The organism is Spirosoma fluviale (assembly GCF_900230225.1).
Taxonomy (GTDB): domain Bacteria; phylum Bacteroidota; class Bacteroidia; order Cytophagales; family Spirosomataceae; genus Spirosoma; species Spirosoma fluviale.
The window spans coordinates 22,318-46,617 of the sequence record NZ_OCNH01000005.1 but is presented as its reverse complement, the minus strand read 5'-3'; the positions used below and the strand labels follow the sequence as shown (position 1 = coordinate 46,617).

24 protein-coding genes and 1 tRNA gene are annotated in these 24,300 nt (G+C 49.5%); 12 read left to right on the top strand and 13 right to left on the bottom strand.

Annotated features, from left to right (window positions below):
• Positions 1–236 precede the first annotated feature (236 nt).
• The 3 genes from dxs (at position 237) to CRO74_RS23280 (ending at position 4,469) form a co-directional block, all read left to right on the top strand.
• Positions 237–2,171 (top strand): 1-deoxy-D-xylulose-5-phosphate synthase, encoded by a 1,935-nt coding sequence (gene dxs / locus CRO74_RS23290; RefSeq protein ID WP_097129437.1) that lies wholly within the window; start codon positions 237–239, stop codon positions 2,169–2,171.
• 107 nt (positions 2,172–2,278) lie between these two features.
• A complete protein-coding gene (locus CRO74_RS23285; RefSeq protein ID WP_097129434.1) occupies positions 2,279–3,520 on the top strand; it encodes an aspartate kinase in 1,242 nt (413 codons plus the stop codon).
• A 97-nt stretch (positions 3,521–3,617) separates the two neighbouring features.
• Entirely contained in the window at positions 3,618–4,469 is an 852-nt protein-coding gene (locus CRO74_RS23280; RefSeq protein ID WP_097129433.1) for an aminotransferase class IV, read from the top strand.
• Positions 4,470–4,513: 44 nt separating this feature from the next.
• On the opposite strand, the gene bioD is transcribed toward CRO74_RS23280, so the two are convergent.
• The 3 genes from bioD to CRO74_RS23265 form a co-directional block, all read right to left on the bottom strand.
• Positions 4,514–5,146, bottom strand: a complete 633-nt coding sequence (gene bioD / locus CRO74_RS23275; protein ID WP_097129431.1) for a dethiobiotin synthase — start codon at positions 5,144–5,146, stop codon at positions 4,514–4,516.
• Positions 5,146–6,330 (bottom strand): 8-amino-7-oxononanoate synthase, encoded by a 1,185-nt coding sequence (locus CRO74_RS23270; RefSeq protein ID WP_097129430.1) that lies wholly within the window; start codon positions 6,328–6,330, stop codon positions 5,146–5,148. The genes bioD and CRO74_RS23270 overlap by 1 nt, the downstream gene beginning before the upstream one ends.
• 174 nt (positions 6,331–6,504) lie before the next feature.
• A complete protein-coding gene (locus tag CRO74_RS23265; protein ID WP_097129428.1) occupies positions 6,505–7,530 on the bottom strand; it encodes a zinc-binding dehydrogenase in 1,026 nt (341 codons plus the stop codon).
• 82 nt (positions 7,531–7,612) lie between these two features.
• Here CRO74_RS23265 and CRO74_RS23260 point away from each other — a divergent pair, with 82 nt between their 5' ends.
• Positions 7,613–8,134 (top strand): GNAT family N-acetyltransferase, encoded by a 522-nt coding sequence (locus CRO74_RS23260; RefSeq protein ID WP_097129426.1) that lies wholly within the window; start codon positions 7,613–7,615, stop codon positions 8,132–8,134.
• Between the two features lie 66 nt (positions 8,135–8,200).
• Positions 8,201–8,614 carry an rRNA maturation RNase YbeY gene (ybeY, locus tag CRO74_RS23255; protein WP_097129424.1) on the top strand — a complete coding sequence of 138 codons (414 nt, stop codon included), beginning with the start codon at positions 8,201–8,203 and terminating at the stop codon, positions 8,612–8,614.
• Here the strand turns inward: ybeY and CRO74_RS23250 are convergent, their stop codons facing one another.
• Entirely contained in the window at positions 8,615–9,433 is an 819-nt protein-coding gene (locus CRO74_RS23250; RefSeq protein ID WP_097129423.1) for an SDR family NAD(P)-dependent oxidoreductase, read from the bottom strand.
• Between the two features lie 343 nt (positions 9,434–9,776).
• On the opposite strand from CRO74_RS23250, the gene CRO74_RS23245 reads away from it, so the two are divergent.
• Positions 9,777–10,505: a ferritin-like domain-containing protein gene (locus CRO74_RS23245; protein WP_097129421.1), complete on the top strand. Its 729-nt coding sequence runs from the start codon at positions 9,777–9,779 to the stop codon at positions 10,503–10,505.
• 14 nt (positions 10,506–10,519) lie between these two features.
• Positions 10,520–11,329, top strand: coding sequence for a ferritin-like domain-containing protein (locus CRO74_RS23240; protein WP_097129419.1), 810 nt, complete (start codon positions 10,520–10,522; stop codon positions 11,327–11,329).
• Positions 11,330–11,403: 74 nt separating this feature from the next.
• Here the strand turns inward: CRO74_RS23240 and CRO74_RS23235 are convergent, their stop codons facing one another.
• Both CRO74_RS23235 and CRO74_RS23230 read right to left on the bottom strand, forming a co-directional pair.
• A complete protein-coding gene (locus CRO74_RS23235; protein WP_097129417.1) occupies positions 11,404–12,324 on the bottom strand; it encodes a PfkB family carbohydrate kinase in 921 nt (306 codons plus the stop codon).
• A 94-nt stretch (positions 12,325–12,418) separates the two neighbouring features.
• Entirely contained in the window at positions 12,419–13,615 is a 1,197-nt protein-coding gene (locus CRO74_RS23230) for a hypothetical protein (protein WP_097129415.1), read from the bottom strand.
• A 153-nt stretch (positions 13,616–13,768) separates the two neighbouring features.
• Here CRO74_RS23230 and cysS point away from each other — a divergent pair, with 153 nt between their 5' ends.
• From cysS to CRO74_RS23215, 3 genes are all read left to right on the top strand, one after another.
• Positions 13,769–15,268, top strand: a complete 1,500-nt coding sequence (gene cysS, locus CRO74_RS23225; protein WP_097129413.1) for a cysteine--tRNA ligase — start codon at positions 13,769–13,771, stop codon at positions 15,266–15,268.
• A gap of 81 nt (positions 15,269–15,349) precedes the next feature.
• Complete coding sequence (locus CRO74_RS23220) at positions 15,350–16,381, top strand: M28 family peptidase (RefSeq protein WP_097129411.1); 1,032 nt, start codon at positions 15,350–15,352, stop codon at positions 16,379–16,381.
• Positions 16,382–16,433: 52 nt separating this feature from the next.
• On the top strand, positions 16,434–16,814 hold the full coding sequence (locus CRO74_RS23215; RefSeq protein ID WP_097129409.1) for a hypothetical protein: 381 nt from the start codon (positions 16,434–16,436) through the stop codon (positions 16,812–16,814).
• 76 nt (positions 16,815–16,890) lie between these two features.
• Here the strand turns inward: CRO74_RS23215 and nadD are convergent, their stop codons facing one another.
• The 7 genes from nadD to CRO74_RS23180 all read right to left on the bottom strand — a co-directional run bounded on the left by nadD (position 16,891) and on the right by CRO74_RS23180 (position 22,411).
• Positions 16,891–17,463 (bottom strand): nicotinate (nicotinamide) nucleotide adenylyltransferase, encoded by a 573-nt coding sequence (nadD, locus tag CRO74_RS23210; protein WP_097129407.1) that lies wholly within the window; start codon positions 17,461–17,463, stop codon positions 16,891–16,893.
• Between the two features lie 136 nt (positions 17,464–17,599).
• Positions 17,600–18,199, bottom strand: a complete 600-nt coding sequence (gmk, locus tag CRO74_RS23205) for a guanylate kinase (protein WP_097129405.1) — start codon at positions 18,197–18,199, stop codon at positions 17,600–17,602.
• A gap of 99 nt (positions 18,200–18,298) precedes the next feature.
• Positions 18,299–18,541, bottom strand: coding sequence for a hypothetical protein (locus tag CRO74_RS23200; protein ID WP_097129403.1), 243 nt, complete (start codon positions 18,539–18,541; stop codon positions 18,299–18,301).
• Between the two features lie 131 nt (positions 18,542–18,672).
• Positions 18,673–19,377, bottom strand: a complete 705-nt coding sequence (locus CRO74_RS23195; protein WP_394341912.1) for a sigma-70 family RNA polymerase sigma factor — start codon at positions 19,375–19,377, stop codon at positions 18,673–18,675.
• Positions 19,378–19,647: 270 nt separating this feature from the next.
• Positions 19,648–20,145, bottom strand: coding sequence for a hypothetical protein (locus CRO74_RS23190; protein ID WP_097129401.1), 498 nt, complete (start codon positions 20,143–20,145; stop codon positions 19,648–19,650).
• Between the two features lie 69 nt (positions 20,146–20,214).
• On the bottom strand, positions 20,215–21,015 hold the full coding sequence (locus CRO74_RS23185; RefSeq protein WP_097129399.1) for a (Fe-S)-binding protein: 801 nt from the start codon (positions 21,013–21,015) through the stop codon (positions 20,215–20,217).
• Between the two features lie 25 nt (positions 21,016–21,040).
• A complete protein-coding gene (locus CRO74_RS23180; protein WP_097129397.1) occupies positions 21,041–22,411 on the bottom strand; it encodes a 4Fe-4S dicluster domain-containing protein in 1,371 nt (456 codons plus the stop codon).
• 126 nt (positions 22,412–22,537) lie between these two features.
• On the opposite strand from CRO74_RS23180, the gene CRO74_RS23175 reads away from it, so the two are divergent.
• Positions 22,538–22,613, top strand: a tRNA-Phe gene (locus CRO74_RS23175).
• A 581-nt stretch (positions 22,614–23,194) separates the two neighbouring features.
• A complete protein-coding gene (locus CRO74_RS23170) occupies positions 23,195–24,160 on the top strand; it encodes a hypothetical protein (RefSeq protein ID WP_097129396.1) in 966 nt (321 codons plus the stop codon).
• Positions 24,161–24,300 lie beyond the last annotated feature (140 nt).

Below are 24,300 nucleotides of genomic sequence, written 5' to 3'. Positions count from 1 at the left end.
TAGCCGCGCTGATCCAGATTTTACCCATTCACCGGCTCCTTACAGGCATTTATCATTCTTTTAAAAATCTAAGCCTTTGGTGCCTACGTAAGTATGTGGGTCTCTGAAGGCTTAGATTTTTTATAATTCATAAAATTTGTACTAGCTTCGTTATAGGAATATATTTGCACGTCGTCAATAGAACAATGATTTCTGAACGTGTGTTGTTGTAAGACAGACGCTTAGCTGCTACCATCATGCTGATTACCCCTGGCAGTCTTCTTGCCACCATTAATACCCCCGAAGATCTTCGCAAACTAGATAAATCCCGCTTACCACAGGTTGCCGACGAGTTGCGTCAGTTTATCATCGACGATGTATCTGTCTATGGTGGCCACTTCGGTGCCAGTCTGGGTGTAGTTGAATTAACCGTTGCCCTTCATTACGTTTTTAACACCCCCGACGACCAGCTGGTCTGGGATGTAGGCCATCAGGCTTACGGACATAAAATTCTGACGGGTCGGCGGGAGAAGTTCCATACCAACCGGTTCTACAAGGGTCTGTCGGGCTTCCCTAAACGAAAAGAAAGCGAGTACGACTCCTTCGGAGTTGGTCACTCATCTACTTCCATCTCAGCCGCGCTGGGTATGGCCGTTGCTTCACAACTTCAGGGAAATACCAGCCGGAATCATATTGCGGTCATTGGCGATGGTGCCTTAACGGCAGGTGAAGCCTTTGAAGGAATGAACCACGCCGGTGCCACCGATAGCAATCTGCTGATTGTCCTCAATGACAACTGCATGAGTATAGACCCCAACGTGGGAGCTCTGCGCGAGTATCTTACCGACATTACCACGTCTCAAACCTATAACAAGGTAAAGGACGAGATTTGGAATCTGCTTGGTAAGATGGATAAACTCGGCAAAACGGCGCAGGAGCTGGTTTCTCAGGTTCAGTCGGGCATCAAGAGTTCGTTGCTTGAGCAAAGCAACCTCTTCGAGTCACTGCATCTGCGCTATTTCGGGCCGATTGATGGACACGACATCGACCATCTGGTTAGTGTTCTGGACGACATGAAGCACATTCCAGGACCCAAACTGTTGCACGTGCTTACGGTAAAAGGAAAGGGGTACGGACCGGCCGAAAAAGATCAGACTAAGTGGCATGCGCCCGGTCTATTCGACAAGGTGACGGGGGTTATTCAAAAGAAAATTTACGATACGCCACAACCGCCCAAGTACCAGGATGTGTTTGGCCATACGCTGGTTGAACTGGCGGAGCAAAACTCCCGGATAGTGGGTGTTACGCCCGCCATGCCATCGGGTTCGTCGATGAACATCATGATGAAGGCGATGCCAACGCGGGCGTTCGATGTGGGTATTGCCGAACAACACGCGGTAACGTTCTCGGCGGGTATGGCAACGCAGGGCGAAGTTGTTTTCTGCAATATCTACTCCACCTTCATGCAGCGCGCCTATGATCAGGTGATCCACGACGTATGTATTCAGGAGTTACCGGTTATATTCTGCCTCGACCGTGCTGGTTTTGCCGGTGCCGATGGACCTACGCACCACGGTGCGTACGATTTAGCCTACATGCGTTGCATTCCTAACATGATTGTGGCTGCGCCCATGAATGAGCAGGAACTCCGCAACATGATGTTCACCGCCCAGTCGGACGAGGTTCAGCAGGGTAAACAGGCCTTCACCATCCGGTATCCACGGGGCGAGGGCGTTATGCCCAACTGGCGAACCCCTCTGGAAAAACAGGTCATTGGTCAGGGACGCATGATTACCGATGGCGAAGAAGTAGCCATTCTGACTATTGGGAACATTGGTAACTACGCCGTTGAAGCCACAGAAATGCTTGCCAAAGAGGGTATCCGTCCCGCTCATTTCGATATGCGCTATGTGAAACCGCTGGACGAAGCACTGCTTCATCAAATCTTTAGCCGGTTCGACCGGGTAGTAACGGTTGAAGATGGCTGCGTAATGGGCGGTTTTGGCAGTGCTGTGCTGGAGTTCATGGCCGACAACGAGTATATGGCCCGCGTTAAACGCCTGGGTATTCCTGATGCCGTTATCGAGCATGGCGAACAGATTGAATTACACCGCGAATGTGGTTTCGACCCAAAAGGTATTGCCGACGCCGTTCGTGAGTTGCTGTTTACCAGCCGGGCGGTAACAGTTTAGTATATCGGAACGCGGATGAAGCGGATTAAATGGGTTTACACGGATTTTAATTTATCCGTTATAATCTGTTCCATTCGTTTTATCCGCGTTCCTATTATTTTGAGTATATGAAAGTATTCAAGTTTGGAGGAGCTTCGGTAAAAGATGCTGCCGGTGTTCGGAATCTAGCCGAAATAGTCAGGTCACAAGGACATAACGTTCTTATTGTTGTCTCGGCAATGGGCAAGACAACCAATGCCCTGGAAGACCTCGTACGCGCGTTTGTTGATAAGCAAACGGAGGCTTGCCAACACCAGTTTGATACCATACAGACCTACCATAACACGATCATTAACGAGCTGACCGGCGATTTCAGCCTCGTCCACCAGACCTTCGCCCAACTTGAAAGTTACCTGAGCCAACCGGTTAAAGGCATATACGATGAAGTCTATGATCAGATTGTTTCATTGGGCGAGGTACTGTCAACGCAGATTATTGCGGCTTACTTAACCCAGGCCGGGCTGAACGCCCAATGGCTCGACGCCCGGCAATTGATTCGTACGGATACTACGTTTCGCGAAGGGCGCGTTGACTGGGACACAACCGCGCGACAGATAAAAGAGGCTGTGAACAAAAGCGGGGTGAGCATCACGCAGGGGTTTATTGGTCAGACGGAAGATAAACGCACGACAACCCTCGGCCGCGAAGGTTCGGACTATACAGCGGCCATCTTTGCCTTCTGCCTCAATGCCGAAAGCGTTACCATCTGGAAAGACGTGCCGGGCGTACTGAACGCCGACCCCAAATGGTTCGATGATACGGTGTTGCTGGAACGGCTCACCTACCAGGATGCTATTGAACTGGCGTATTATGGTGCAACGGTCATTCACCCAAAAACCATCAAGCCGCTTCAGAATAAAGGGATTCCGCTCTATGTACGCTCCTTTCTGAAGCCGGATGCCCCCGGAACGGTCATCGGTAATTACGAACGGCACCTGACCATCCCATCGTTTATTTTCAAAGTCAATCAGGTGTTGATCTCACTGCATCCGAACGATTTTTCGTTTATCGCGGAAGATAACCTGAGCCGGATTTTCGGACGGTTTGCGCAGGCCGGGGTCAAAATTAACCTGATGCAGAACACGGCCATTAGCTTCTCGGTGGTTGTCGATAATAATCCCGACCGGGTGCCTGCTTTACTGAATCTGTTGAAACAGGATTTCCGGGTAACGTACAATAGTGACGTGGAGTTGATTACGATCCGCTACTACGATCAGGGAACTATTGATCGCGTAATACCCAACAAAAAACTATTGCTGGAGCAAAAGAGCCGGTATACCGTTCAACTGGTCGTTAAAGAGTTAAGTTAGGCCGTATCTGGACCGGGTCAGGCTGTCGGGTTTAAATCCGGGGCTTTTTCACCCATTTCATTTATCTTTGGCCATGAGCCAAACCAACGTATCGCCCATGTTTTACGGATATTTCAATGGTACCATCGCCCCTACCGACCAGCTTGCGGTTGGCATTACCGACCTTGGCCTTCTGCGGGGCTATGGCCTCTTTGATTACTTCCTGACGTACAACGGACGACCGTTTCAGTGGGATTGGTACTGGGCACGATTTCAGAACTCGGCCTCTCGTATGCATCTGAAATTACCGCTGGGTAAAGACGAAACATACGCGATTGTTACGAAACTTGTAGAGCGCAGTAACGAGGCAATCCGCAAAAGCGGTACGGCTACGCCAACCGATGTCGGCATCCGATTTGTACTGACGGGTGGCTACTCGGCGGATAGCATCAGTGTAGAAAAACCGAACCTGCTCATTATGGCCGAAATGATTCATCCGGTACCGGTCATTCAATATGAGCAGGGAATAAAAGTGATACTGGACGAATATGTCCGGGAAATGGCCGAAGTAAAAAGCACCGATTACAAACGTGTGATTCTAATGGCCGAAGCTATCCGGGCAGCTCGCGCGTCGGATATACTATACCAGAAAGGGGGCGAAATCAGTGAACTGAGCCGGAGTAATTTCTTCATCGTTAAAGGTGAAAAGATTAGTACACCCGACCGACACATCCTGCACGGAATAACCCGAAAAACCATAATGCAGATTGCGCAGAACGACTTTGAGGTCGAAGAGCGGCCTGTGCTTCTCTCCGAACTTTATGACGCCGACGAAGCCTTCACCACCAGTTCAACCAAAAAAATACTGCCCATCACCCAAATCGGCGAGCTAACCATTGGCGATGGGCATGTTGGTCCTAAATCGAAATTTCTGCTGGAACGGTTCGACGAACTGGTCAAGAGCTGGTGATTTCGGGTTCTGTCAAAAACTCACTCTGTTGGGTTCAGCCAGGTTTACCGGCCGGATGTAATCAGACGGGCGTATTGACTGATTACGTCCTTCGTTACAACGGCCTCCTGCCCGATCCGGCCAATACAGGGCAGCCCCGTGTAGGTTAGAATAAAAGATTCCGAAGCCGGAACAGTAGGGCCATTGAACAGAACTCCGACCAGTGGAATGCTCCGGCTGCGGCAGGCCTCAACCGAAAGCAACGTATGATTAATACTACCAAGGTAATTCCGGGATACCAGAACTACGGGCAATGCCAATCGCTGAACCAGGTCAATCATCAGTTCACCATCGTTAAGAGGAACCATAAGCCCCCCCGCCAGCTCAACTACCAGCGCGTTCTCGGTTTGGGGCAGCATAAAATTTCCCAGTTCGATGTTGATGCCGTCAAGTTCGGCTGCTGCGTGTGGTGAAAGCGGCTGCGTAAGCCGGTAGGCCTCGGGGTGAAAGTACGACTTTGGATTGCTAACTAGTCGGCGAACCGTGTCGGTGTCGGAATCGTCCAACCCACCCGATTGAACGGGTTTCCAATAATCGGCCTGTAAGGCTTCGACCAACACGGCCGATACCACCGTTTTCCCAATTTCAGTTCCAATGCCCGCCACAATCAGGCGAGTGGGTAATTTAGCTGTCGTCATTATCTATCGTTTTCGGCCAGCGCTCTGTGAAGTACGCTCAGGAGCCGGTCTATTTCGTCGGTTGTGTTAAAGGCATGGATACAAAGTCGTAATCGTTCCTGCCCGGCCGGAACCGTTGGGCTAAGGATAGCCCGCACATCCAGCCCAATGGCCTGCGCTGCGGCAGCCACCCGGCGCGCCCGGTCATTTCCCGGAATGATGAGGCACTGAATAGGCGATTGACCAGTGCTCCATTGGCTACCGGGTAGCTTTCCTGCTACCTGCTTTCGGAAATAATCAAGTTGTTGATGAAGTTGCTGTAAAGCTGATGAACCTGCCCTTAGCTGCTCATGCGCGCAACGGATGGCCAGCAGGCTATGCGGAGGTAACGCTGTGGTATAAATAAAGGGCCGGGCAAAATTAATGAGGTAATTGCGCAGGACGGCTGGCCCTACCACAGCGGCTCCATGAACGCCCAGTGCTTTGCCGAATGTGTGTACTCTGGCCAGCACACGGTCCTCTAAGCCCAGAGCGGCTACCAAACCTTCCCCATTTTTCCCATTGGCTGAACCATAAACACCCGTGGCATGTGCTTCATCCACTAACAGGGCCGCTCCGTATTCGTCGCAGAGGTCGGCTAGTTCACGGAGCGGGGCCATATCGCCATCCATCGAATAAACCGATTCCACAGCAACAAAAACCTGTCCGCTCGACAACCGGGAAGCCTCCTCTAGCCTGTTTCTCAAATCGGCCAGATCATTATGCCGGAACCGCTGGCGGGTTGCGTAGCTCAACCGGGCACCATCAATCATACTGGCATGAATCAGTTCATCCGTTAGCAGGGTATCTCCTTTTCGGGGTAGGCAGGCCAGCAAACCGATGTTGGCATCGTAACCGGAGTTAAAAATAAGCGCTGATTCTGTTCCGTAGAACGTGGCTAGCTCCTGTTCAACAGCATGGGCAAGCGCCGTTTGACCAGCCAGCAAACGGGAGCCGGTAGCGCCCGTCCGCATGGTCTTGTGTTGGACAGTAGCTTGCTGAATAGCCTGCTTAAGTTCTGCAGAACGCGCAAAGCCGAGGTAATCATTTGAGCAGAAATCAACGGCTTCGTCTGCGGTCCGGAGTTGCCTTAAAAGTCCTTTCTGCTGATATTCCGCTAACCGCTCCTGCAATGTCTGGGTAATCGAACCCCTTGAAGTATGCATGTCCACAAAGGTAGTATGCCGTATTGGATTGCCTTTTTTCTGTTAATGGGACAATCGCTAAAATGTGTGTAAGTAGGTAGTTATCCACAATTTAGTTGTGGATAACTTTCATTTAGCCGCATAATCATGAACATATCGTTGTTAACTGTGCAAAACTGACTCATTCGGAAGTTCTTAATCCGCAATATTGATAACAATCTTACCGAACTGTTGGCCGGTATCCATCTTCTTCATTGCTTCCGGCACATGGGTTAACGGAAAAACTTCGTCTACGATCGGCACTATTTTTTTATCGTTCACAAACGAAAGCATATCCACAAACTCGGATTCGGTACCCATTGTCGTGCCAAAAATCGACAGTTGCTTAAAGAATACTTTGGGCGGCATAATGTCGGTAATGTTACCCGTAGTGCCACCAAAGAAAGCGATACGCCCACCCGCTGCCGCTGCGTCGATCAGCTTTGCAAAGCCCGGTCCACCCGCACTATCGATAATAACATCGAAGTAGCCTTTCCGTTCGCCACCCGTACGCGTCATGAGTGTTTTATCCCAGTCGGGCTCCCGGTAGTTGACGCCCCCCGTTGCGCCTAAAGTGGCGGCTCTGGCCAGTTTTTCTTCAGAACCGGATGTTACCCAAACTTCGGCCCCGGCACCCACCGCAAATTGCAGAGCAAACAAGGCCGCTCCTCCGCCTATACCCGTCACGAGCACTTTTTCGGAATTTCCCGCCGTTTGCAGGCCTGCCCGCGTCATTAGTGCCCGCCAGGCTGTAAGGCCTGCCAGTGGTAAGGCAGCGGCCTGCTCAAAGGAAAGATGATTGGGTTTAGGATGTACATAGGCTTCATCGACCACGACATACTCCGCAAACGTTCCATTGTCGGGCATGCCTAAAATCCGGAAATTCGGCCCGTAGAACCTGGGGTTGGGTCCCCAGTGCAAACCCGGATTAATAATAACGGCTTGCCCGCGCCAGCCCGCATCAACGCCTTCACCAACCTCGTCCACAACCCCGGCCCCATCCGATCCCAGAATAGCCGGGAGTTTGATGCCGGGGTATAAGCCCTGCTGGACGAACACATCACGGTGATTCAGTGCAGCCGCTTTAAGTTTGATCAGCATCTGGCCCGGTCCGGCGGTTGGCGTTGGTGCATCAACGAGTTGTATAGGTTGTTTTTTTTCGGCAAGCAGTATGGCTTTCATAAACTGACGACAAGAAGTGGTTGATAAGTTTGTAACAAGATACCGGACGTTTACATTTGTTTGAACCCGCTCTTACAAAGCTATGATAACTTACCGGGAAGCAACCCTGATTGATGCCGAGCCAATTTCGAAACTCCATAGCCTTAGCTGGCAGCAAAACTACAGAGGTATTTGGAGAGACGATTTTCTGGAAGGGCCGGTTTTGAATGATAGACGGGCTGTTTGGCACGAGCGATTGAGCAAACCAGCCCAGAATCAACAGGTTATCGTTGCCGAAGAAAAGGGGTCAATTCTTGGTTTCGCCTGTATCTATGTTGCCGACGACGCCGTTTGGGGAACATTACTGGACAATTTACACGTTCTCAGCCATCAGAAAGGCAAAGGAATTGGTACACAGCTCCTAAAATCGGCAGCCCGCTGGTCGTATACAAAAGACCCTACCGCCGGATTTTATTTGTGGGTACTAACGCAAAACACCAGTGCTCAGGCATTTTACCAAAGCTTAGGAGCGGTCAATCAGGAAGTAAAGTCACATGAGAACCCCGGCGGTGGGATTTCGGACGCTTACCGGTACGTATGGACCGACATTAAAACGTTACTTTAACCAAAAGCCAGCGGTAGTTGTAGGGATACAGTTTTCTACGTTCGAACGCAAGGCTGATTAGTACCTATGATTCGTTTTTTCAATGAGGATGTTCCGTATAAGCTTGCTCAAAAGCAGGTAATTCGGCAATGGCTGAAGCAGCAAGCCGAAGCCGAAGGTTTTTCGGTTGGTGACCTCAACTACATGTTCTGTTCCGATGAGCATGTACTACAGGTTAACCGGGATTATCTCCAGCACGACTACTACACGGATATTATCACCTTCGACATGAGTGAAGAAGAGGGTAAAATTGAGGGTGACATCTTCATCAGCGTTGAGCGGGTTGTTGACAACGCCAGTAAACTAGCCGTTCCCGCCGAGCAGGAAATGCGTCGTATACTGGCGCATGGCCTGCTGCACCTGTGTGGTTACGGCGATAAAACCGACGAAGAGGCCGCCCAAATGCGACTTAAAGAAGATGAGTGGATCAGCAGGTTGTAATCAGCCCGCGGTCATTCCACCATCCAGTTGAAGCGCCTGCCCCGTATAAAACGTATTTTCATCGGCACAAAGCCACAAAATAGCCTGGGCAATTTCTCCTGGCTGCCCAAACCGGCCAAGGGGAACGATACGGCGCATCCGGTCTTCCATAGCGGGTGCAGCACTAATTAGATCGTCGACCATTGTCGAATGGGTATAAGCCGGGCAAATGGCATTGATTCGGATATTCTGCTTCACGTACTCAAGGGCCGCCGTTTTCGTCAGCCCAATTACCGCATGTTTAGAGGCACTATAAGGCGCGCCCATTGGCATCCCGCGAACACCGGCAATGCTGGCTACATTTACAATCCGCCCCCCAACCGGGTAACTCTCCATGGGATTTGCCCCGGCTTCCTTACCTTCGGCTTTAGTCCCTTTTTGCTGTAAAAGCATTTGCCGGATCTGGGCTTGCATACCATAAAACACCCCACCTACATTCACGGCCATTATTCGATCAAAGTCTTCCGGAGACTGATCCGTAAACCGGCCGAATGCGCCACCAATACCTGCGTTATTAACGGCAATGTCCAGCCGACCATACCTATCAACGGTTTGCCGAATGGCCGCGTTGATTTGGGCTGGCTCAGCTACGTCGCAGGAAACAAACAGGGCCTCCCCTCCCAATCGTTGAATCTGGCTCACAGTATCTTGACCAGCCGCTTCGTTGATTTCCGCAACAACGACCCGGGCACCAGCTTCGGCAAAAGCGAGAGCGGTGGCCCGTCCAATACCGGACCCGGCACCCGTAATGAACACAACCTGATGGATAAAACTCGCCATATAGTTAAAAGGGATTCTACTTTGGGCTGAAAAATAAGCCTATTTTATGAGTTACCATTGCTTTTGAGACACGCATTGGCAAAATCGGTTCTGGGCCTGAAATGGATAAACCTATTCGTTAACACTCCTCGTCCAAATACACGCAATCTCTTAATTGTATTTTTCCATAAATATTTTATCCAATATTAATTTAACTAGCTAATTATCAATAAACTGTGATCAATTAATATATCACTAAAATACGTTTATTTAAACTTAAAAATCCTTGTCTTAACTCTTCGCGTAGATACATCACCTTGATCGGCAAACTATCGGGGATAATCACTTAAATAACTTTTACTCAATGGAAAACGTTACTAATCGACCTGAAGCGACGCCTTCGGAGGTGGCCGCAGCCAGCCGCCGGTCGTTTCTTCGAGTAGCGGGAGCAGCAGCCGTAACCGGTGGTCTGCTATCTGCCTGCTCAAACGCAGATCAAACGTCTGTTACACCAAGTGGCGCTCGTGCTGCTGGCCCAACGGTTGCCTTGCCAACCGGCGATGTAGGCATTCTGGCATTTGCTTATGTATTAGAGCAGTTGGAAGCTGCCTTCTACGAAATGATTCTGGCGAAACCATACCCAAATATGTCCTCAACTGACAAGCAGTTATGGGCAGACATTGGGGGTCACGAAATCATCCACCGTGCCCTTTTTAAAGCCGCCGTGGGAAGTGCCGTTCCAGATTTGACATTCAATTTTTCCAGCATCGACTTTAACAACCGTGCAGATGTGTTGATCCATGCCGAAGCCTTTGAGAAGACGGGCGTTGGTGCCTACAATGGCGCAGGTAAGTATATCAAAAATGCCGACTACCTAACCTTAGCGGGTAAGATCGTATCGGTAGAGACGCGCCACCATTCGATCATCCGCGAACTGCAATATCCTCACTCCGACGCCTTTGCGGGTCCGTCCATCGTAACAAGCGATACGGGTTTACACCTTGCTTACGAGCCAACGTTTGTGCTGCCTATCGCACAGAAATATATTAATGAAACTCTCGACGCAAGCGCTCTGGTATCCAGCCTGGCATAAACCACTCAACTCCAATGAACTTACAGAACATACTTAGCGAAATTGAGAAAGTGGATGGCGAGATTTTTGACCGCCTGGCTCACGTCTCCCGTCGGGGCTTATTCAGCTCACTGACGAAAAAAACGATTGCCGTAGCAGCTCCTGCTATTATGGCATCTGCCCTGACAAAGGCCTATGGCCAGTCGAGTGCACTCCCACAAGGTGTGAAAGATGTGCTTAATTTTGCACTCACCCTGGAATACCTGGAGTATCGTTTCTACGATGCCGGCCGCAATTTGTCGATGATCCCGAATGATTATAAGGCCGCATTTGAACTGATCCGGCAGCACGAAGAAGTACACGTTCGGTTGTTGAAATCGGTTCTTGGCGCAGAGGCTGTGGCCGAACCTAAATTTGACTTCTCGGCAAAGGGTACGTTTACAGATACCTTTACCAACTTCGCTACTTTCTCCGCCATTGCGCAAACGCTCGAAGATACCGGCGTTCGGGCATATAAAGGCCAGGCGGCTAACCTGATGCCAGCCCCCGCTATTTTACAGGTGGCTCTGCAAATTCACGCCACAGAGGCAGCCCACGCGGCTAACGTGCGCTACATGCGCGGTCAGAAAGGCTGGATTACGGGTGGCACCGCTGCCATGCAGGGACTTCCGGCCGTCGTTGATGGCAATTATGCCGGCGAAGAAAACGTTACCCAGGCGGGTGTTAACCTCGTTTCGGCACTGGCCGGTGATAGCCGCATAACGGCCGATATGGTTAGCCAGGCGTTTGATGAAATACTAACGAAAGATCAGGTACTTACTTTAGTTACGCCTTTTCTGGCTTAACGAAACATGTGTTGTCAGTAACAGGAAGCGGCCACTGGTATTGTACCAGTGGCCGCTTCCTGTTACTGAGATACCTATAACTCTAATCCAAACGCCGACAGCGTAACAAACTCACTCACCCGCGCCTGAATTTCTTCCTGCGTCAGGTTCATGATCCGCTCGGCACCGAATTTCTCGACGCAGAACGACGCCATAGCCGACCCATAAATAATAGCCCGCTTCATATTATTGAAGGAGATATCGTCAGTTTTGGCTAAGTGACCAATGAAGCCACCGGCAAAGGTATCGCCCGCACCGGTTGGGTCGAATACTTCTTCGAGTGGTAAGGCGGGCGCGAAGAAGATCTGGCCTTCGCTGAACAGCAGCGCACCGTGTTCACCTTTCTTGATGATAACCGTTTGCGGTCCCAACGACCGGATTTTAGCGGCTGCTTTAACCAGCGAATACTCGTGGGTCAATTGGCGGGCTTCTTCGTCATTGACAACCAGCACATCAACCAGCTTAAGCAGGTTCATCAGATCGGGGTTGGCAATTTCGATCCAGAGATTCATGGTATCGAGCACAATAAGCTTGGGGCGTTTGTGCAACCGCTCAATGACCATCTGCTGAATGGCCGGAGCCGTGTTGCCCAGCATCAGGTAATCGCAATCCTGGTACGATTCGGGGATGATGGGATTGAAATGCTCCATCACGTTAAGTTGCACCTCAACCGTATCGCGGCTGTTCATGTCGTTATGGTACTTGCCCGACCAGAAGAAGGTCTTCTCTCCCACCCGAATCTCCAGTCCATCGGTATTGATACCGTGCTGATGGAGATCGTCAATCATGGTTTGTGGGAAATCGTCGCCCACAACGGCAACCAGATTGTTCTCTTTCGTGAAGTACGAAGCCGACAGGGTTATGTAGGTAGCGGCACCACCAATAATTTTATCGGTTTTGCCGAACGGGGTTTCCAGCGCATCGAACGCTACGGAACCAACGGTAAGTAAGCTCATTGTTTTGTCTGGGCCAAGCTCCCGTTTGGCTCGTTGGAGTTATAGGTATATGACCAGATGGGAACGGTCCGCTGTAGCGGTCTGATCCGGACAATTACTTCTTCCGCCCAATGACCGGGCAGCGTTTAAACGGCTTGGTTTCGTCGAATAATTTGCGGTAGGTAACGTGCGTCTTAACGATCTTTGAACCCAGCTGACTCACAAATCGCACCATAATCGGGTTGAAATCGCCAACCCAGTTCATTTCAAGTTCGGTATACTGAAAGTTGGGATTGTGATCGGCTTCGTGCGGCATCCGAAGGGCAATTGCCGCTTCGACCCCTTTTCCCTGATGTTCCGGCGCTACGCCAAAGACTACCCCAAACGCTTTCCGGTTTGTTTTCAGCAGCATGTGCCAAAGAAACTTCAGCTTACCAATCAGATCAAGTTTGCCGTTTACGTACTTGAACACCTGATTTAACTCGGGCAGGCAGACAAAAAACGCAACCGGTTCGTCGTGGTAATAAGCGAAATAAATAATTTTTTCGTCGATAACCGGCTTTAGCTTCTGCATGAGTAACTGGGCCTGTGCCGCCGACATTTCCTTTACGCCACTATGCCCGCCCCAGGCTGCGTTATAAATATGCCGAAACTGCTCGGCCGCTGCTGGTAACTGTTTCTTGTCGATGGTTCGGAAAGTATAGTCCGGGTTCTGGAATATGCGCTGGGCGCGGTCTTTCACCGCCTGCGACATCTCCGTTAATTTCGACCAGGTTGTTGGAATACCGAACGTATACTGCTTGAAATAATCCTTAAAACCGTAATTTTCGAAGAGCGGAATGTAGTACGGCTTGGTATAAGGCATACAATAGTTCGGCTCCCGGTCGAACCCGTCTACCAGCAAACCCCACCAGCGGTCGCGGTCGCCAAAGTTAATGGGGCCGTCCATAGCTTCCATTCCCCGGCTCTGTAGCCAGGCTTTACCGGCATCGAAGAGCGCAAAAGCGGCCGCCTGATCGTCGATGCACTCGAAAAAGCCTAATCCGCCCGTAGGCTGGTCGTTGTCGAGGTTAGCGATTTCATGGTCAATGAAAGCTGCTACACGGCCAATGGTTTCGCCTTTGTCGTTCAGTAACAAATACCGGACGCATTCGCCATGCTCAAAGCGTTTGTTACGGGCCGAGTCGAACACCTCTTCAACGTCGGCATCCAATGGCCGTATCCAGCATGAATCAGCACGGTAGAGACGTACGGGAAACTGAATAAATTCTTTCTTGTATTGGGCGTTCTCGCCTACCTCAACTATCTGCATTACAGAACCAGAGACGGTCAATTTTCAAAATGAAATGCGAATATAGCCAAAAGCATCCGGGCTACCGTTTTCCGCCGAACAATCCCTAACTTTGGGTGCCTGTTTTTGACCCGGCCACCGCCGAACAAAAACGGCATCATGACCTAACATCGAATGCAACCACTTCAGTTATACAATACGCTTTCCCGCAAAAAAGAACCATTCATTGCGCTCAATGCGCCTTATGTGGGTATGTATGTTTGCGGCCCTACCGTGTACAATTATGTTCACCTGGGCAACGTCCGCACGTTTCTGACCTTCGATACGCTGTATCGATACATGACATTCATCGGCTATAAAGTTCGTTATGTTCGTAATTTGACCGACGTGGGTCACCTTGTGGGCGACGGCGATGACGGCGAAGATAAAATTGGCCGTATGGCAAAGCTGGAAAAAGTAGAACCTATGGAAATCGTTCAGCGGTTTACTAACGATTTTCATACGGTAATGGGCCAGTTCAATACCTTTCCGCCGAGTATCGAGCCGACTGCAACCGGCCACATGGTCGAGCAGATCGAAGCCGTTCAATCTTTACTGGCCAACGGGTTGGCTTACGAATCCAACGGGTCGGTTTATTTCGATATTGAAACCTATAACAAACGGGGTGGAAATTATGGAAAGCTTTCGGGACGGATTCTGGACGATCTGCTGAACGAAACCCGCGAACTGGACGGTCAGTCCGAAAAGCGCAGCCCGCTGGATTTCGCCATCTGGAAACGGGCCGCTCCCGAGCACCTCATGCGCTGGAACTCGCCCTGGGGCGAAGGCTTTCCCGGCTGGCACCTGGAGTGTACCTGCATGAGTACAAAATACCTGGGCAAACAATTTGACATTCACGGTGGCGGTATGGACCTAAAGTTCCCGCACCACGAATGCGAAATTGCGCAGGGCGATGGTCTGACCGGTGTCGACCCCGTTCGCTACTGGATGCACTCGAACATGCTGACGGTAAACGGGCAAAAAATGTCGAAGTCGCTGGGCAATTCATTCCTGCCCGCCGAGCTGTTTGCCGGTAGCCACCCCCTGCTCGATCAGCCCTACAGTCCCATGACGGTGCGGTTCTTCATGCTGCAATCGCATTACCGAAGCACCCTCGACTTCTCGAACGACGCGCTAAAGGCGGCTCAAAAAGGATACCGGCGTCTGGCCAATGGCCTGCGGGTTATTAAAACGTTGTCGTATCCATCGGATGGAGAAGGAGAAAACGGCGTAGCGGTTGACGAGACCAAACAGAAAGAGATTCAGAAGGCTGTTCAGCAGTTTTACGAAGCGATGAACGACGACCTGAATACGGCCGTTGCCATCGCCCAGCTATTTACACTGTTGAAGTACGTGAACATGCTGTACTTGAACCAGCTTCAGGCAGCCACCCTTGGCGAAGAAACGTTTACCCTGCTGAAAGAGTCGTTCGTTACGTTCATGCAGGATGTGCTCGGTTTGCTGGAAGAAGGCGCTACGAATCAGCCCGTTCTGGAAGGATTATTGACGCTCTATCGTGAATACAAAGAGCAGCGGCAATACGACAAGGTAGACCAGATTCGTTCGTACTTTAAAGCACAGGGACTGGCTATCAAAGACATGAAACACCAGATCGACTGGGCCTACGAAGAATAGTGTCTGGGCTAAGCTCCAGCTTGGCCCAAGCCTAGTATAAAGAATCAGGGCCAAGCTGGAGCTTAGCTCAGACTTACTTCAATGACTAAATCTTCATTACTCTTAGTTCCGGCGCTATTGCTATTGACAGCCGGTGCCTGCCGAACCAAGCAGTCGCAAAGCGACACCACACAGACCACGGCACAACCCGCCATGGTTTCGGCCCCGGCTTTCAATGCCGATTCGGCTTATACGTATGTAGACCAGCAGGTAAAGTTTGGACCTCGCGTACCAAACACGCCCGCGCACGTTCAAACCGGCAATTATCTGGCGACTAAACTGAAACAGTTTGGCTGTGAGGTGACGGAGCAATCGTTTGTGGCAACTACCTGGGACGGTAAGAAACTGAACGCCCGCAACATCATCGGCAGTATCAATCCTCAGGCAACGAAGCGGATTGTGCTGGCTTCGCACTGGGACTCCCGCCCTCACGCTGACGCCGACGAAGATAAAGCCGACCAAAGCAAACCCGTTACGGCTGCCAATGACGGAGCCAGTGGGGTTGGCGTTTTGCTCGAACTGGCGCGTACCATTCAGCAAAGCCAGCAAAAGCCCTCCGTTGGTATCGACATTATTTTCTTCGATGCCGAAGACTGGGGTAATGGGGAAAAAGCTACTGGTGACTTTGAGAAAGAAAGCGGTAACCAGTTCGATTACATCGGTTTCTGCCTGGGTTCCCGCTACTGGGCCAAAAACCTGCATAAACCGGGCTATTCCGCTTACTACGGCATCTTGCTGGATATGGTTGGCGCTAAAGGCGCTACGTTTGCCAAAGAAGGATTATCGATGCAGTTTGCGCCAACGGTGGTGAATAATGTTTGGCAAACCGCCAGCCGGGCCGGTTATAGTCAGTATTTTATCGACACACCCGGTGGTCAAATAACCGACGATCACGTAGCTCCGAATACCATCGCCAAGATTCCGATGATTGATATCATTCATACAAACATCGGTACGGGCGGCTTCTTCCCTGCCTGGCACACCGCCGAGGATAACATGAGCAATATTGACCGGGGCACGCTAAAAGCCGTTGGGCAAACGCTGCTACAGGTGCTTTATAACGAGCAACAATAACAACGAAAGGCACCGCTCAGGCGGTGCCTTTCTACTAAGCCATCACTACACTATGAAGTTCTTTTACACAGCTTTCGCTGTTATGCTGGCAAGTGGGTGCAGCTCCACCCCAGACCAGTTTGGTAAACTCGATATAAAGAAATGGCGCGGAGACCGGGGCGGCTGTTATGGTATCCGGGCCAAACTCGAACCAGACTTTAGAGCCGAAATTCAGAATCTGAAGGGTAAGTCAGCGAATACGATCGGCGAACTCCTCGGTCGGCCGGACGTGAACCAGATTGCCGATCGAAACCAGAAGTTTTACATCTACTTCCTCGAAAAAGGTCCTCAGTGCGATCAGGCAGGCGTTAAATCAACCAGTCGATCAGTCGCTATTCGAATGAGCGCTATTGGTTTGGCTACGGAGATTACGTTCCAGAACGGTCTCCCGTGATCTACGTACCCACGGACTTTAGTCCGTGTTTGTGTGTAAAAACACGGACTAAAGTCCATGGGTACGTGTGGGTACGTTAAATATAAAACTTCTTCCGCTCGATCATCTCTTCCACCACATCCGGCACCATGTACCGGATGGACCTGTTGGCGCAGATACTGTCGCGAATAAACGTAGCAGATATATCTAAAAGGGGCGCTTCAACTAGTCGAACGTTCGGGTGAATTTTGAATTCGCTCTCTTTGCTTTTGGGCCGTGGATACACATATAGCCCGTAGTATTCCAGAATCTTGTCGTAATTCTTCCAATTGGCAAACTGCTCCAGATTGTCTTCGCCCATGATGAGCCGGAACGTATGTTGAGGGTATTTCTCGCCAAGCCGGGTCAGCGTGTCGATGGTGTAGCTGGGCTTGGGCATCGAAAACTCAATGTTCGTCGCTTTCAGGCGGCTGTTATCGGCAATGGCACGTTCTACCATATCGAGCCGGTCAAACTCGTGCAGCAGGCTTTTCGTCTTCTTAAACGGATTCTGGGGAGATACTACAAACCACACCTGTTCGAGGTCGGTCGTTGTCGCCATCGTGTTAGCGATGATCAAATGCCCAACGTGAATCGGGTTGAACGAGCCAAAGAATAAACCAATTTTCATTGTCTGTATTAGGAGCGAGGAGCGAGGACGGGGCCGCCCGGCGGTGAGGAGCAAAAACGGCGGGTGCAAAGCCTCGCTTGCGCCAGCCATTCCCGCTCCTCACCGCCGGGCGGCCCCGTCCTCGCTCCTAATACTATCAAATAACGATCCCCACCGCAGGCACCTTGTTCTCTCTTACAAAATCATCGACCAGTTTCTGGGCTTTTTGGAGCGATGTTTCCAGGTCGTCGTTTACCAGAATTACATCGAATTGGTCCTGAAAGCTCATTTCGAAGTGGACTTTAAACAAACGTTTGGATAAGCTTTCTTCCGTTTCGGAACCACGGCCAATCAGGCGTTGGCGCAGGGTTTCCTCATCCGGCACTTTTACGAAAACGGCCAGGGCTTTGTCCCCGTAGTATTCCTTTAATTTCAAACCACCCTGTACGTCCACATCGAACAACACGTGCTTGCCACTCTGCCAGAGTCGTTCGATTTCGGATTTAAGCGTACCGTAGAAAGCTCCTACATAGACTTCTTCCCATTCAACGAATTCGTCATTATCAATGCGCTGCTTGAATTCCTCCGGCGTGAGGAAGTAATAATCCTTGCCGTTTTCTTCGGCGCGGCCCCGACGGTCGCGGGTGCAGGCTGAAATGGAAAAGCCGAGATTGTTGTTCTCGGCCAGCAGATGCTTGACAATGGTAGTCTTGCCCGAACCGGAAGGGGCAGAAAAAATGATCAGTTTACCGTCCACGGCAGGATATCAATTGGTTGAATCTATAATAAAATTGGGGTAATCAAGGTTAGCTTTGCCAGCTTCACCCTAATTACCCCAATCAAATGTCTTTAGGAATTAGCTAAACGTCAGGATCTTGGATTTGATCGTTGCCACTAACTGTTCAGGGCAGCACTTCTTTTCCATTCGCTTCGTTAACAACTCTTTTACCTCTTGTTCGAGGTGATACATTTGGATACACGGTTGACAGGATACCAGATTAGCTTTTAATCGGGCGAGTTGCTGGTCTGTAGCTTCTCCATCCAGGATCAACTGAATCATCTTCAAGCAGTCGACCTGATGGTCGCAATGTTCTTTCATCTGTGGCTTGGAGTCTGATGAAGAAGATGATAGTGACGACGACGTTTGCATTGGAAAAATTTTATTTATTCCAAGAATAATAATACGTTAAGTTATTAGCAGAACCAAAATAGCCTTATAAAAAGTTCGGTTTATTCTTCACTTTCTTCATTATAACCCATTGAGGATGCGTAATCGCGCAATTTTTCTTTCAACAGGTTACGAGCTCTATGCAAGCGGGACCGAACTGTACCAATTGGTATATCCAGAATTTTGGCCATTTCCTCGTAGGTAAATCCTTCGATGTCGCAGAGAATAATGACCGTTCGAAAATCAACAGGCAACGAGTTTAGAGCCGTGGCCACTTCATCGCCGATTAAGTCAGAGACGGATTCGGCCCGAAGGTCGACCGTATGTTCAGATTCGGCGTCTTCAGAATTATAGGTCGTTTCAACGTCCTGGTAATCCACCTTAGCCGGTTCCTTACTTTTCTTCCGATAATCGTTAATGAAGCTGTTCTTCAGTATCCGAAACAGCCATGCTTTTGCGTTAGTTCCTTGCTCAAATGACGAAATAAACCTGAATGCCTTCAGATAGGTATCCTGAACCAGATCGTTGGCGTCGTCCTCATCGGTGGTCAGGCGAAAGGCAAAGTTGTACATGGAGTCAATGTGGGGCATAAACTCCTTATTGAAAACCAGATATTTCTGCTCATCGGTGTACCGGCGAGCGGGTGTGTCAGCCGAGGGCTGTTCGACGGTATCTCCGTCTGGTAACAATTGGTCTGACCCAGTGGAGCCGCCGTGATCCGGCATGCCGGTGCGGTCCTGGTCGTCGCGAGTTGGCGTATCTGACATAACTTCGGGTATAGTCGCCATAAAAGTAAGGGTAAATTGCCGTTGTACCGTCGGCAGGACTCAACGAATTAAATAATTCTGAAAAACAAATTCGCCGAATCGTATCTGAGATTGACTACAAAAATCAATCCTTTGTTCAAAAAAAAGGTTTAAAATCAGGCTAATATGACGATTTGGCAGTGAACGTTTCAACACCTGACAACGTTAAAGCCGATCAATTGCTATCCCAAGAAATAGCGATTGATCGGCTTTTCCCACTTAACAGGCCGTTTAAGCAGTTATTGACTTGAAATAGCGCTTCAGCCACGAGTTCGCAGCCCGAATCCGCCAGTCTGACAGAAACTCCGCTTTTGTCTTCACTAATGTATTGAACACTGTGGTATCCGGTGTCAGGTTTCCATTTGCTACCGCTTCCTTAATGGCTGGCAGGGCAATTGTCAGTACGGTCGCATCAGCCGCCTGCACAGCCGCCGACCGGTCGAAGAAATCAACGTTTAGCTGACGGCCGATTTCCTGAATAGTCCGCATGGATGAATCAATAGAACAGCCGCTTGGGAGTGTGTAACCTTCATCGACACCAACCACCACAAAACGACTTTCAACAACCCGTGCGGATGCCAGCAACGGTTGCCCGTGTGCGGCCCACTGACTTAGAGCAGGTTGCAAAGCCTCCTCAATCGTTCTTACCTCGCCGTCTGCTAACGTACGATTTGCCTGGTACACCCACACCCGGGCCGTTTCGGGCAATTTGTCAAAATCAACGTACATGATTTTATGTATGATGTATGATGTATTATTTGCGAAAAGTGTATGATACATCATATATCATACATCTTTTCACAACCCCTGGCCCTGGGCGATGAGTTCCGAAATGTCGTAGACCCTGACGGAATCTTCTTTATTCTTGTTCTTGACGCCGTCCGACATCATCGTCATGCAGAACGGACAGGCAACGGCGATGGTATCGGCACCGGTGCTAAGCGCTTCTTCAACGCGCTCTACGTTCACATCTTTCTTGCCCGGCTCCGGCTCTTTGAAATACTGGCCACCGCCCGCACCGCAGCAGAGACCGTTGGCACGAACTCGTTTCATCTCCACCAGATCGGCATCCAGCGCGGCTAATACTTCGCGGGGAGCTTCATATATCTTGTTAGCCCGACCCAGGTAGCAGGAGTCGTGAAAGGTGATCCGGCGGCCTTTGAACGATTCGCCATCTTTTACCCGCACCCGGCCTTCGTTAATTAGTCCCTGTAAAAACTGTGAGTGATGGATAACTTCGTAGTTACCGCCTAACTCTGGATACTCGTTTTTAAGGGTATTAAAGCAGTGAGGGCAGGCCGTCACGATTTTCTTGACATTATAACCGTTCAACACCTGAATATTGGACATGGCCTGCATCTGGAACAGGAACTCGTTTCCGGCGCGTCGGGCCGGATCGCCGGTACAGCCCTCTTCGGGTCCTAAAACAGCGAACTTAATACCCACGTGGTTTAAAATGCGAACGAAAGCAATGGTTACGCGTTTGTACCGGTCGTCGAACGAGCCAGCGCAGCCAACCCAGAACAGAATTTCGGGTTCTTCGCCCGAAGCGGCCATGTCGGCCATTGTCGGTACTTTATATGTTTTTTCAGTCGTCATCGTCAGTATGTCTTTTGCGCAATGGTTAGTCATTCACCTGATCGGCCCAGTTGAATCGATTGCTGGGTGAGAATTTCCAGGGGGCCATGTTATTTTCAATATTACTGAACATGGCATTCCAGGAGGCCGGTGCCTGCGATTCTTCCATGACGCGATACCGGCGCAACTGGAGGATAATGTCCAGCGGATTAATGTTGATTGGGCAGGCGTTCACACAGGCCTGGCAGGTAGTACAGGCATTGAGTTCTTCGGCGGTGATGTAGTCGTTCAGCAATGATTTATCGTCGCGGTAGTCCGGTCCGTTCGTTTTCCAGCCATGCTGGATTTCTTCGAGCCGGTCGCGGGTGTCCATCATGATCTTACGGGGCGACAGTTTTTTGCCGGTAATATTGGCCGGACAAGCCGCCGTACAACGTCCGCATTCGGTGCAGCTATAGGCGTTCATCAGGTTTATCCATTTCAGATCCTGTACGTCTTTAGCCCCAAACCGACCAATCTCTGCCGGCTGCTCCCCATTATCGTTCGTTTGTGAGCCATCTATTTCAGTTGTAAGAGGCAGGCCAAGGGCAAGTTGTACCTCTTTGGTAATTTCGGGCATGTTCTGCATCTCGCCTTTGGGTTGGAGATCAGAGAAGTAGACATTCGGGAAACCGAGCGCAATATGCAGGTGCTTGGAGTAAGTCACATACACGGCGAAAGCCAGAATGCCCAGTATATGAAACCACCAGGAGACCCGCTCATAGGCCACCAGAGCAGCATCACTGAAATTTGTGAAGAGTGGCTTCAGGTATTGGCTGATGATAAAGTCGGGTACAACACCTTGTAACTCGCCGTAGTGTCCAACGCCCCGGTCACGAAGCACACTGTCGGACGCATTCCAGGTGAGGAAGGCGATCATGAGCAGAATCTCGGCGATCAGAATAATGGCGGCATCGGTCTGAGGCCAGCGAGCCATTTCGCGGTGACGTTCGGGCTGAAACCGGCTTACTTTCGCCATAAACCGACGGCACAGGAACACCACGCAGACCGCCAGTACGCCAAAGGCCAGCACCTCAAATACATTGATCAGAAAGGGGTAAACGGGTGTGATATATGGCGCGAACAATCGGTGAGTACCCAGAATGCCATCCAGAATGATCTCCAGGATTTCGAGGTTGATAATAATGAACCCTGCATAAATGACAAAGTGCATTACACCCACCAATGGATTAGCAAACATCTTCTTCTGACCGAACGCTACCAGCAGCATTGTTTTCAGTCGCTCATCGGGATGATCGGTCCGATCTTCAGCGCGACCGAGCTTAATCGCTCGTGAAATAAGCCGAACGCGCTTCGTTATGTACCAGGCCACGGCTGCTAAAGCCGCGACAAATAAAATTTGCTGAAAAATTTCCATTTTTTTAGGGACTTCTATCGACTGGTAATCAGTTGATTAGATCAGACTATACTAATTTAAAAAAATATTCTGTAAAATATGCTTGCAAAAAGCCGGTGAATAAGTACTTTTGCACCCACGTTTCAGGGTGATGTAGCTCAGTTGGTAGAGCAAAGGACTGAAAATCCTTGTGTCGGCGGTTCGATTCCGTCCATCACCACCACCCTAACGCAAGCCTTCCCAATTGGGAAGGCTTTTTTTATGCCTTGTACATTCAGAGAGCTGCTTTTCGTAATCATCTACGCACATTTAGCGATAATAGTATGCACGCATACTATTATCGCTTTGGCAAATATACTGCTTTCAGTACATCTAACAACTACTAAGAGGTGTTGTTTTAGCTTTAGTTTAGGTAAACTATAGTTTTTCTGATAGCGTAAAGAAATTTAGTTAACGCTTATTCCAGGCGATTATAATGGGTCCATTAAATTAAATTACCAGATAAAGTGACTTAATTTGTGCTTTTATTTCAAGCTGTTTGAATGAGTAAACAGTAGTCTCTATACTATTGAGTAAGGACAGCCAATGAAATAATCAATATTGACAGCCAGGTCGAGCCACATCCAGAATGGATCAGTAATCAGTGAATACTGAATACATCTGCCAGAAAATAGTCTTCTCAACTCCATTAATCCTTTATAAAAGCTTAATACACCTGACTAAGCCGTACCAACGTCTTTGCCTTATCTGGCAATTGTCTCTAACCAAAATAAGTATACTTAATTAATAGGCTTATATATTGAAATGTATACCCTTTTATACAAAACAACATTGCTGGTGAGTGCGTTGGTACTAACACTTTGTATCCTGTACCAATATGTGAATCAGCATCAGGAAGCGAATTATTTTTCTTCTATAGTTGACAAACAGAACCGGGCCGAAAGTTTGAAAGACCGCCACCGATTGTTATTGGTGGGTGGATCTGGTACAGCTTTTGGCATTGACAGTGAGTTGCTGGAAGACAGTCTTCGCATTCCAGTTGTAAACCTCGCAATGCATGTAGGCTTAGGTCTGCCATTCATGCTTAAACAAGTACAGAGCATTGCCCATTCGGGAGATATAGTCCTTCTAACCCCCGAGTACTTCCTCAGCGACGGCGATGAGTACATGCAGTTTTATACCGGCGTGTGTTATTCACCGGCTTTAAACTACATAACGTTTGATCATCCCCTAAGTTTTGCGATACGTCGTGTGAATTACTGGATAAGACGCATTCAATCCAGTTTCCTTCTAGTTATTGAAGATGAAAGTTCTGCTCGAATAAGTGATACCACATCGGTCTATTTCCGGGCGGGGTTCTCACCACGGGGCGATCTGATTAGCCCACTCAATAACAGGGCTCCAGACAAAATTGCACAACTGGAGATAAAACCCCTCGACTACAAAAAAGAGATTGCGTTGATTAACGCACTTGCAAAGGAATTTCGGCACCGTAATGTTAGCCTGTTACTCACTTATCCTGCGTTGTCTGCAAGTACGTTCATGGCCAATCAACCTGCCATTGAGACGTATACTAACCTAATGAAAAAGTTGGAATTAGTTAATGTGCTCAGCCACCCCACAAAAAACATGTACCCCGATTCATGCTTTTTCGATAGCGCTTATCACCTGAACTCGGCTGGCCGCCATAACCGTTCTCTACAGTTGTCTAGCCTGTTAAAACCGTTGATGCATCACGTAAATAAGCCAACACTTCTATCGAGTAATTAAAAGGCACCATGTTATTTAATTCGGTTCATTTCCTATTTTTTTTCCCCTTAGTAACTTTCTTTTTTTTCGTACTGCCGCATCGGGTTCGCTGGGTTTGGTTATTGATGGCAAGCTGCTATTTCTATATGAGCTTTTTGCCC

Coding starts and splice junctions, on each gene's coding strand:
- dxs (WP_097129437.1), top strand. CDS start 237: ATGCTGATTACCCCTGGCAGTCTTCTTGCCACCATTAATACCCCCGAA.
- CRO74_RS23285 (WP_097129434.1), top strand. CDS start 2,279: ATGAAAGTATTCAAGTTTGGAGGAGCTTCGGTAAAAGATGCTGCCGGT.
- CRO74_RS23280 (WP_097129433.1), top strand. CDS start 3,618: ATGTTTTACGGATATTTCAATGGTACCATCGCCCCTACCGACCAGCTT.
- bioD (WP_097129431.1), bottom strand. CDS start 5,146: ATGACGACAGCTAAATTACCCACTCGCCTGATTGTGGCGGGCATTGGA.
- CRO74_RS23270 (WP_097129430.1), bottom strand. CDS start 6,330: ATGCATACTTCAAGGGGTTCGATTACCCAGACATTGCAGGAGCGGTTA.
- CRO74_RS23265 (WP_097129428.1), bottom strand. CDS start 7,530: ATGAAAGCCATACTGCTTGCCGAAAAAAAACAACCTATACAACTCGTT.
- CRO74_RS23260 (WP_097129426.1), top strand. CDS start 7,613: ATGATAACTTACCGGGAAGCAACCCTGATTGATGCCGAGCCAATTTCG.
- ybeY (WP_097129424.1), top strand. CDS start 8,201: ATGATTCGTTTTTTCAATGAGGATGTTCCGTATAAGCTTGCTCAAAAG.
- CRO74_RS23250 (WP_097129423.1), bottom strand. CDS start 9,433: ATGGCGAGTTTTATCCATCAGGTTGTGTTCATTACGGGTGCCGGGTCC.
- CRO74_RS23245 (WP_097129421.1), top strand. CDS start 9,777: ATGGAAAACGTTACTAATCGACCTGAAGCGACGCCTTCGGAGGTGGCC.
- CRO74_RS23240 (WP_097129419.1), top strand. CDS start 10,520: ATGAACTTACAGAACATACTTAGCGAAATTGAGAAAGTGGATGGCGAG.
- CRO74_RS23235 (WP_097129417.1), bottom strand. CDS start 12,324: ATGAGCTTACTTACCGTTGGTTCCGTAGCGTTCGATGCGCTGGAAACC.
- CRO74_RS23230 (WP_097129415.1), bottom strand. CDS start 13,615: ATGCAGATAGTTGAGGTAGGCGAGAACGCCCAATACAAGAAAGAATTT.
- cysS (WP_097129413.1), top strand. CDS start 13,769: ATGCAACCACTTCAGTTATACAATACGCTTTCCCGCAAAAAAGAACCA.
- CRO74_RS23220 (WP_097129411.1), top strand. CDS start 15,350: ATGACTAAATCTTCATTACTCTTAGTTCCGGCGCTATTGCTATTGACA.
- CRO74_RS23215 (WP_097129409.1), top strand. CDS start 16,434: ATGAAGTTCTTTTACACAGCTTTCGCTGTTATGCTGGCAAGTGGGTGC.
- nadD (WP_097129407.1), bottom strand. CDS start 17,463: ATGAAAATTGGTTTATTCTTTGGCTCGTTCAACCCGATTCACGTTGGG.
- CRO74_RS23200 (WP_097129403.1), bottom strand. CDS start 18,541: ATGAAAGAACATTGCGACCATCAGGTCGACTGCTTGAAGATGATTCAG.
- CRO74_RS23195 (WP_394341912.1), bottom strand. CDS start 19,377: ATGTCAGATACGCCAACTCGCGACGACCAGGACCGCACCGGCATGCCG.
- CRO74_RS23190 (WP_097129401.1), bottom strand. CDS start 20,145: ATGTACGTTGATTTTGACAAATTGCCCGAAACGGCCCGGGTGTGGGTG.
- CRO74_RS23185 (WP_097129399.1), bottom strand. CDS start 21,015: ATGACGACTGAAAAAACATATAAAGTACCGACAATGGCCGACATGGCC.
- CRO74_RS23180 (WP_097129397.1), bottom strand. CDS start 22,411: ATGGAAATTTTTCAGCAAATTTTATTTGTCGCGGCTTTAGCAGCCGTG.
- CRO74_RS23170 (WP_097129396.1), top strand. CDS start 23,195: ATGTATACCCTTTTATACAAAACAACATTGCTGGTGAGTGCGTTGGTA.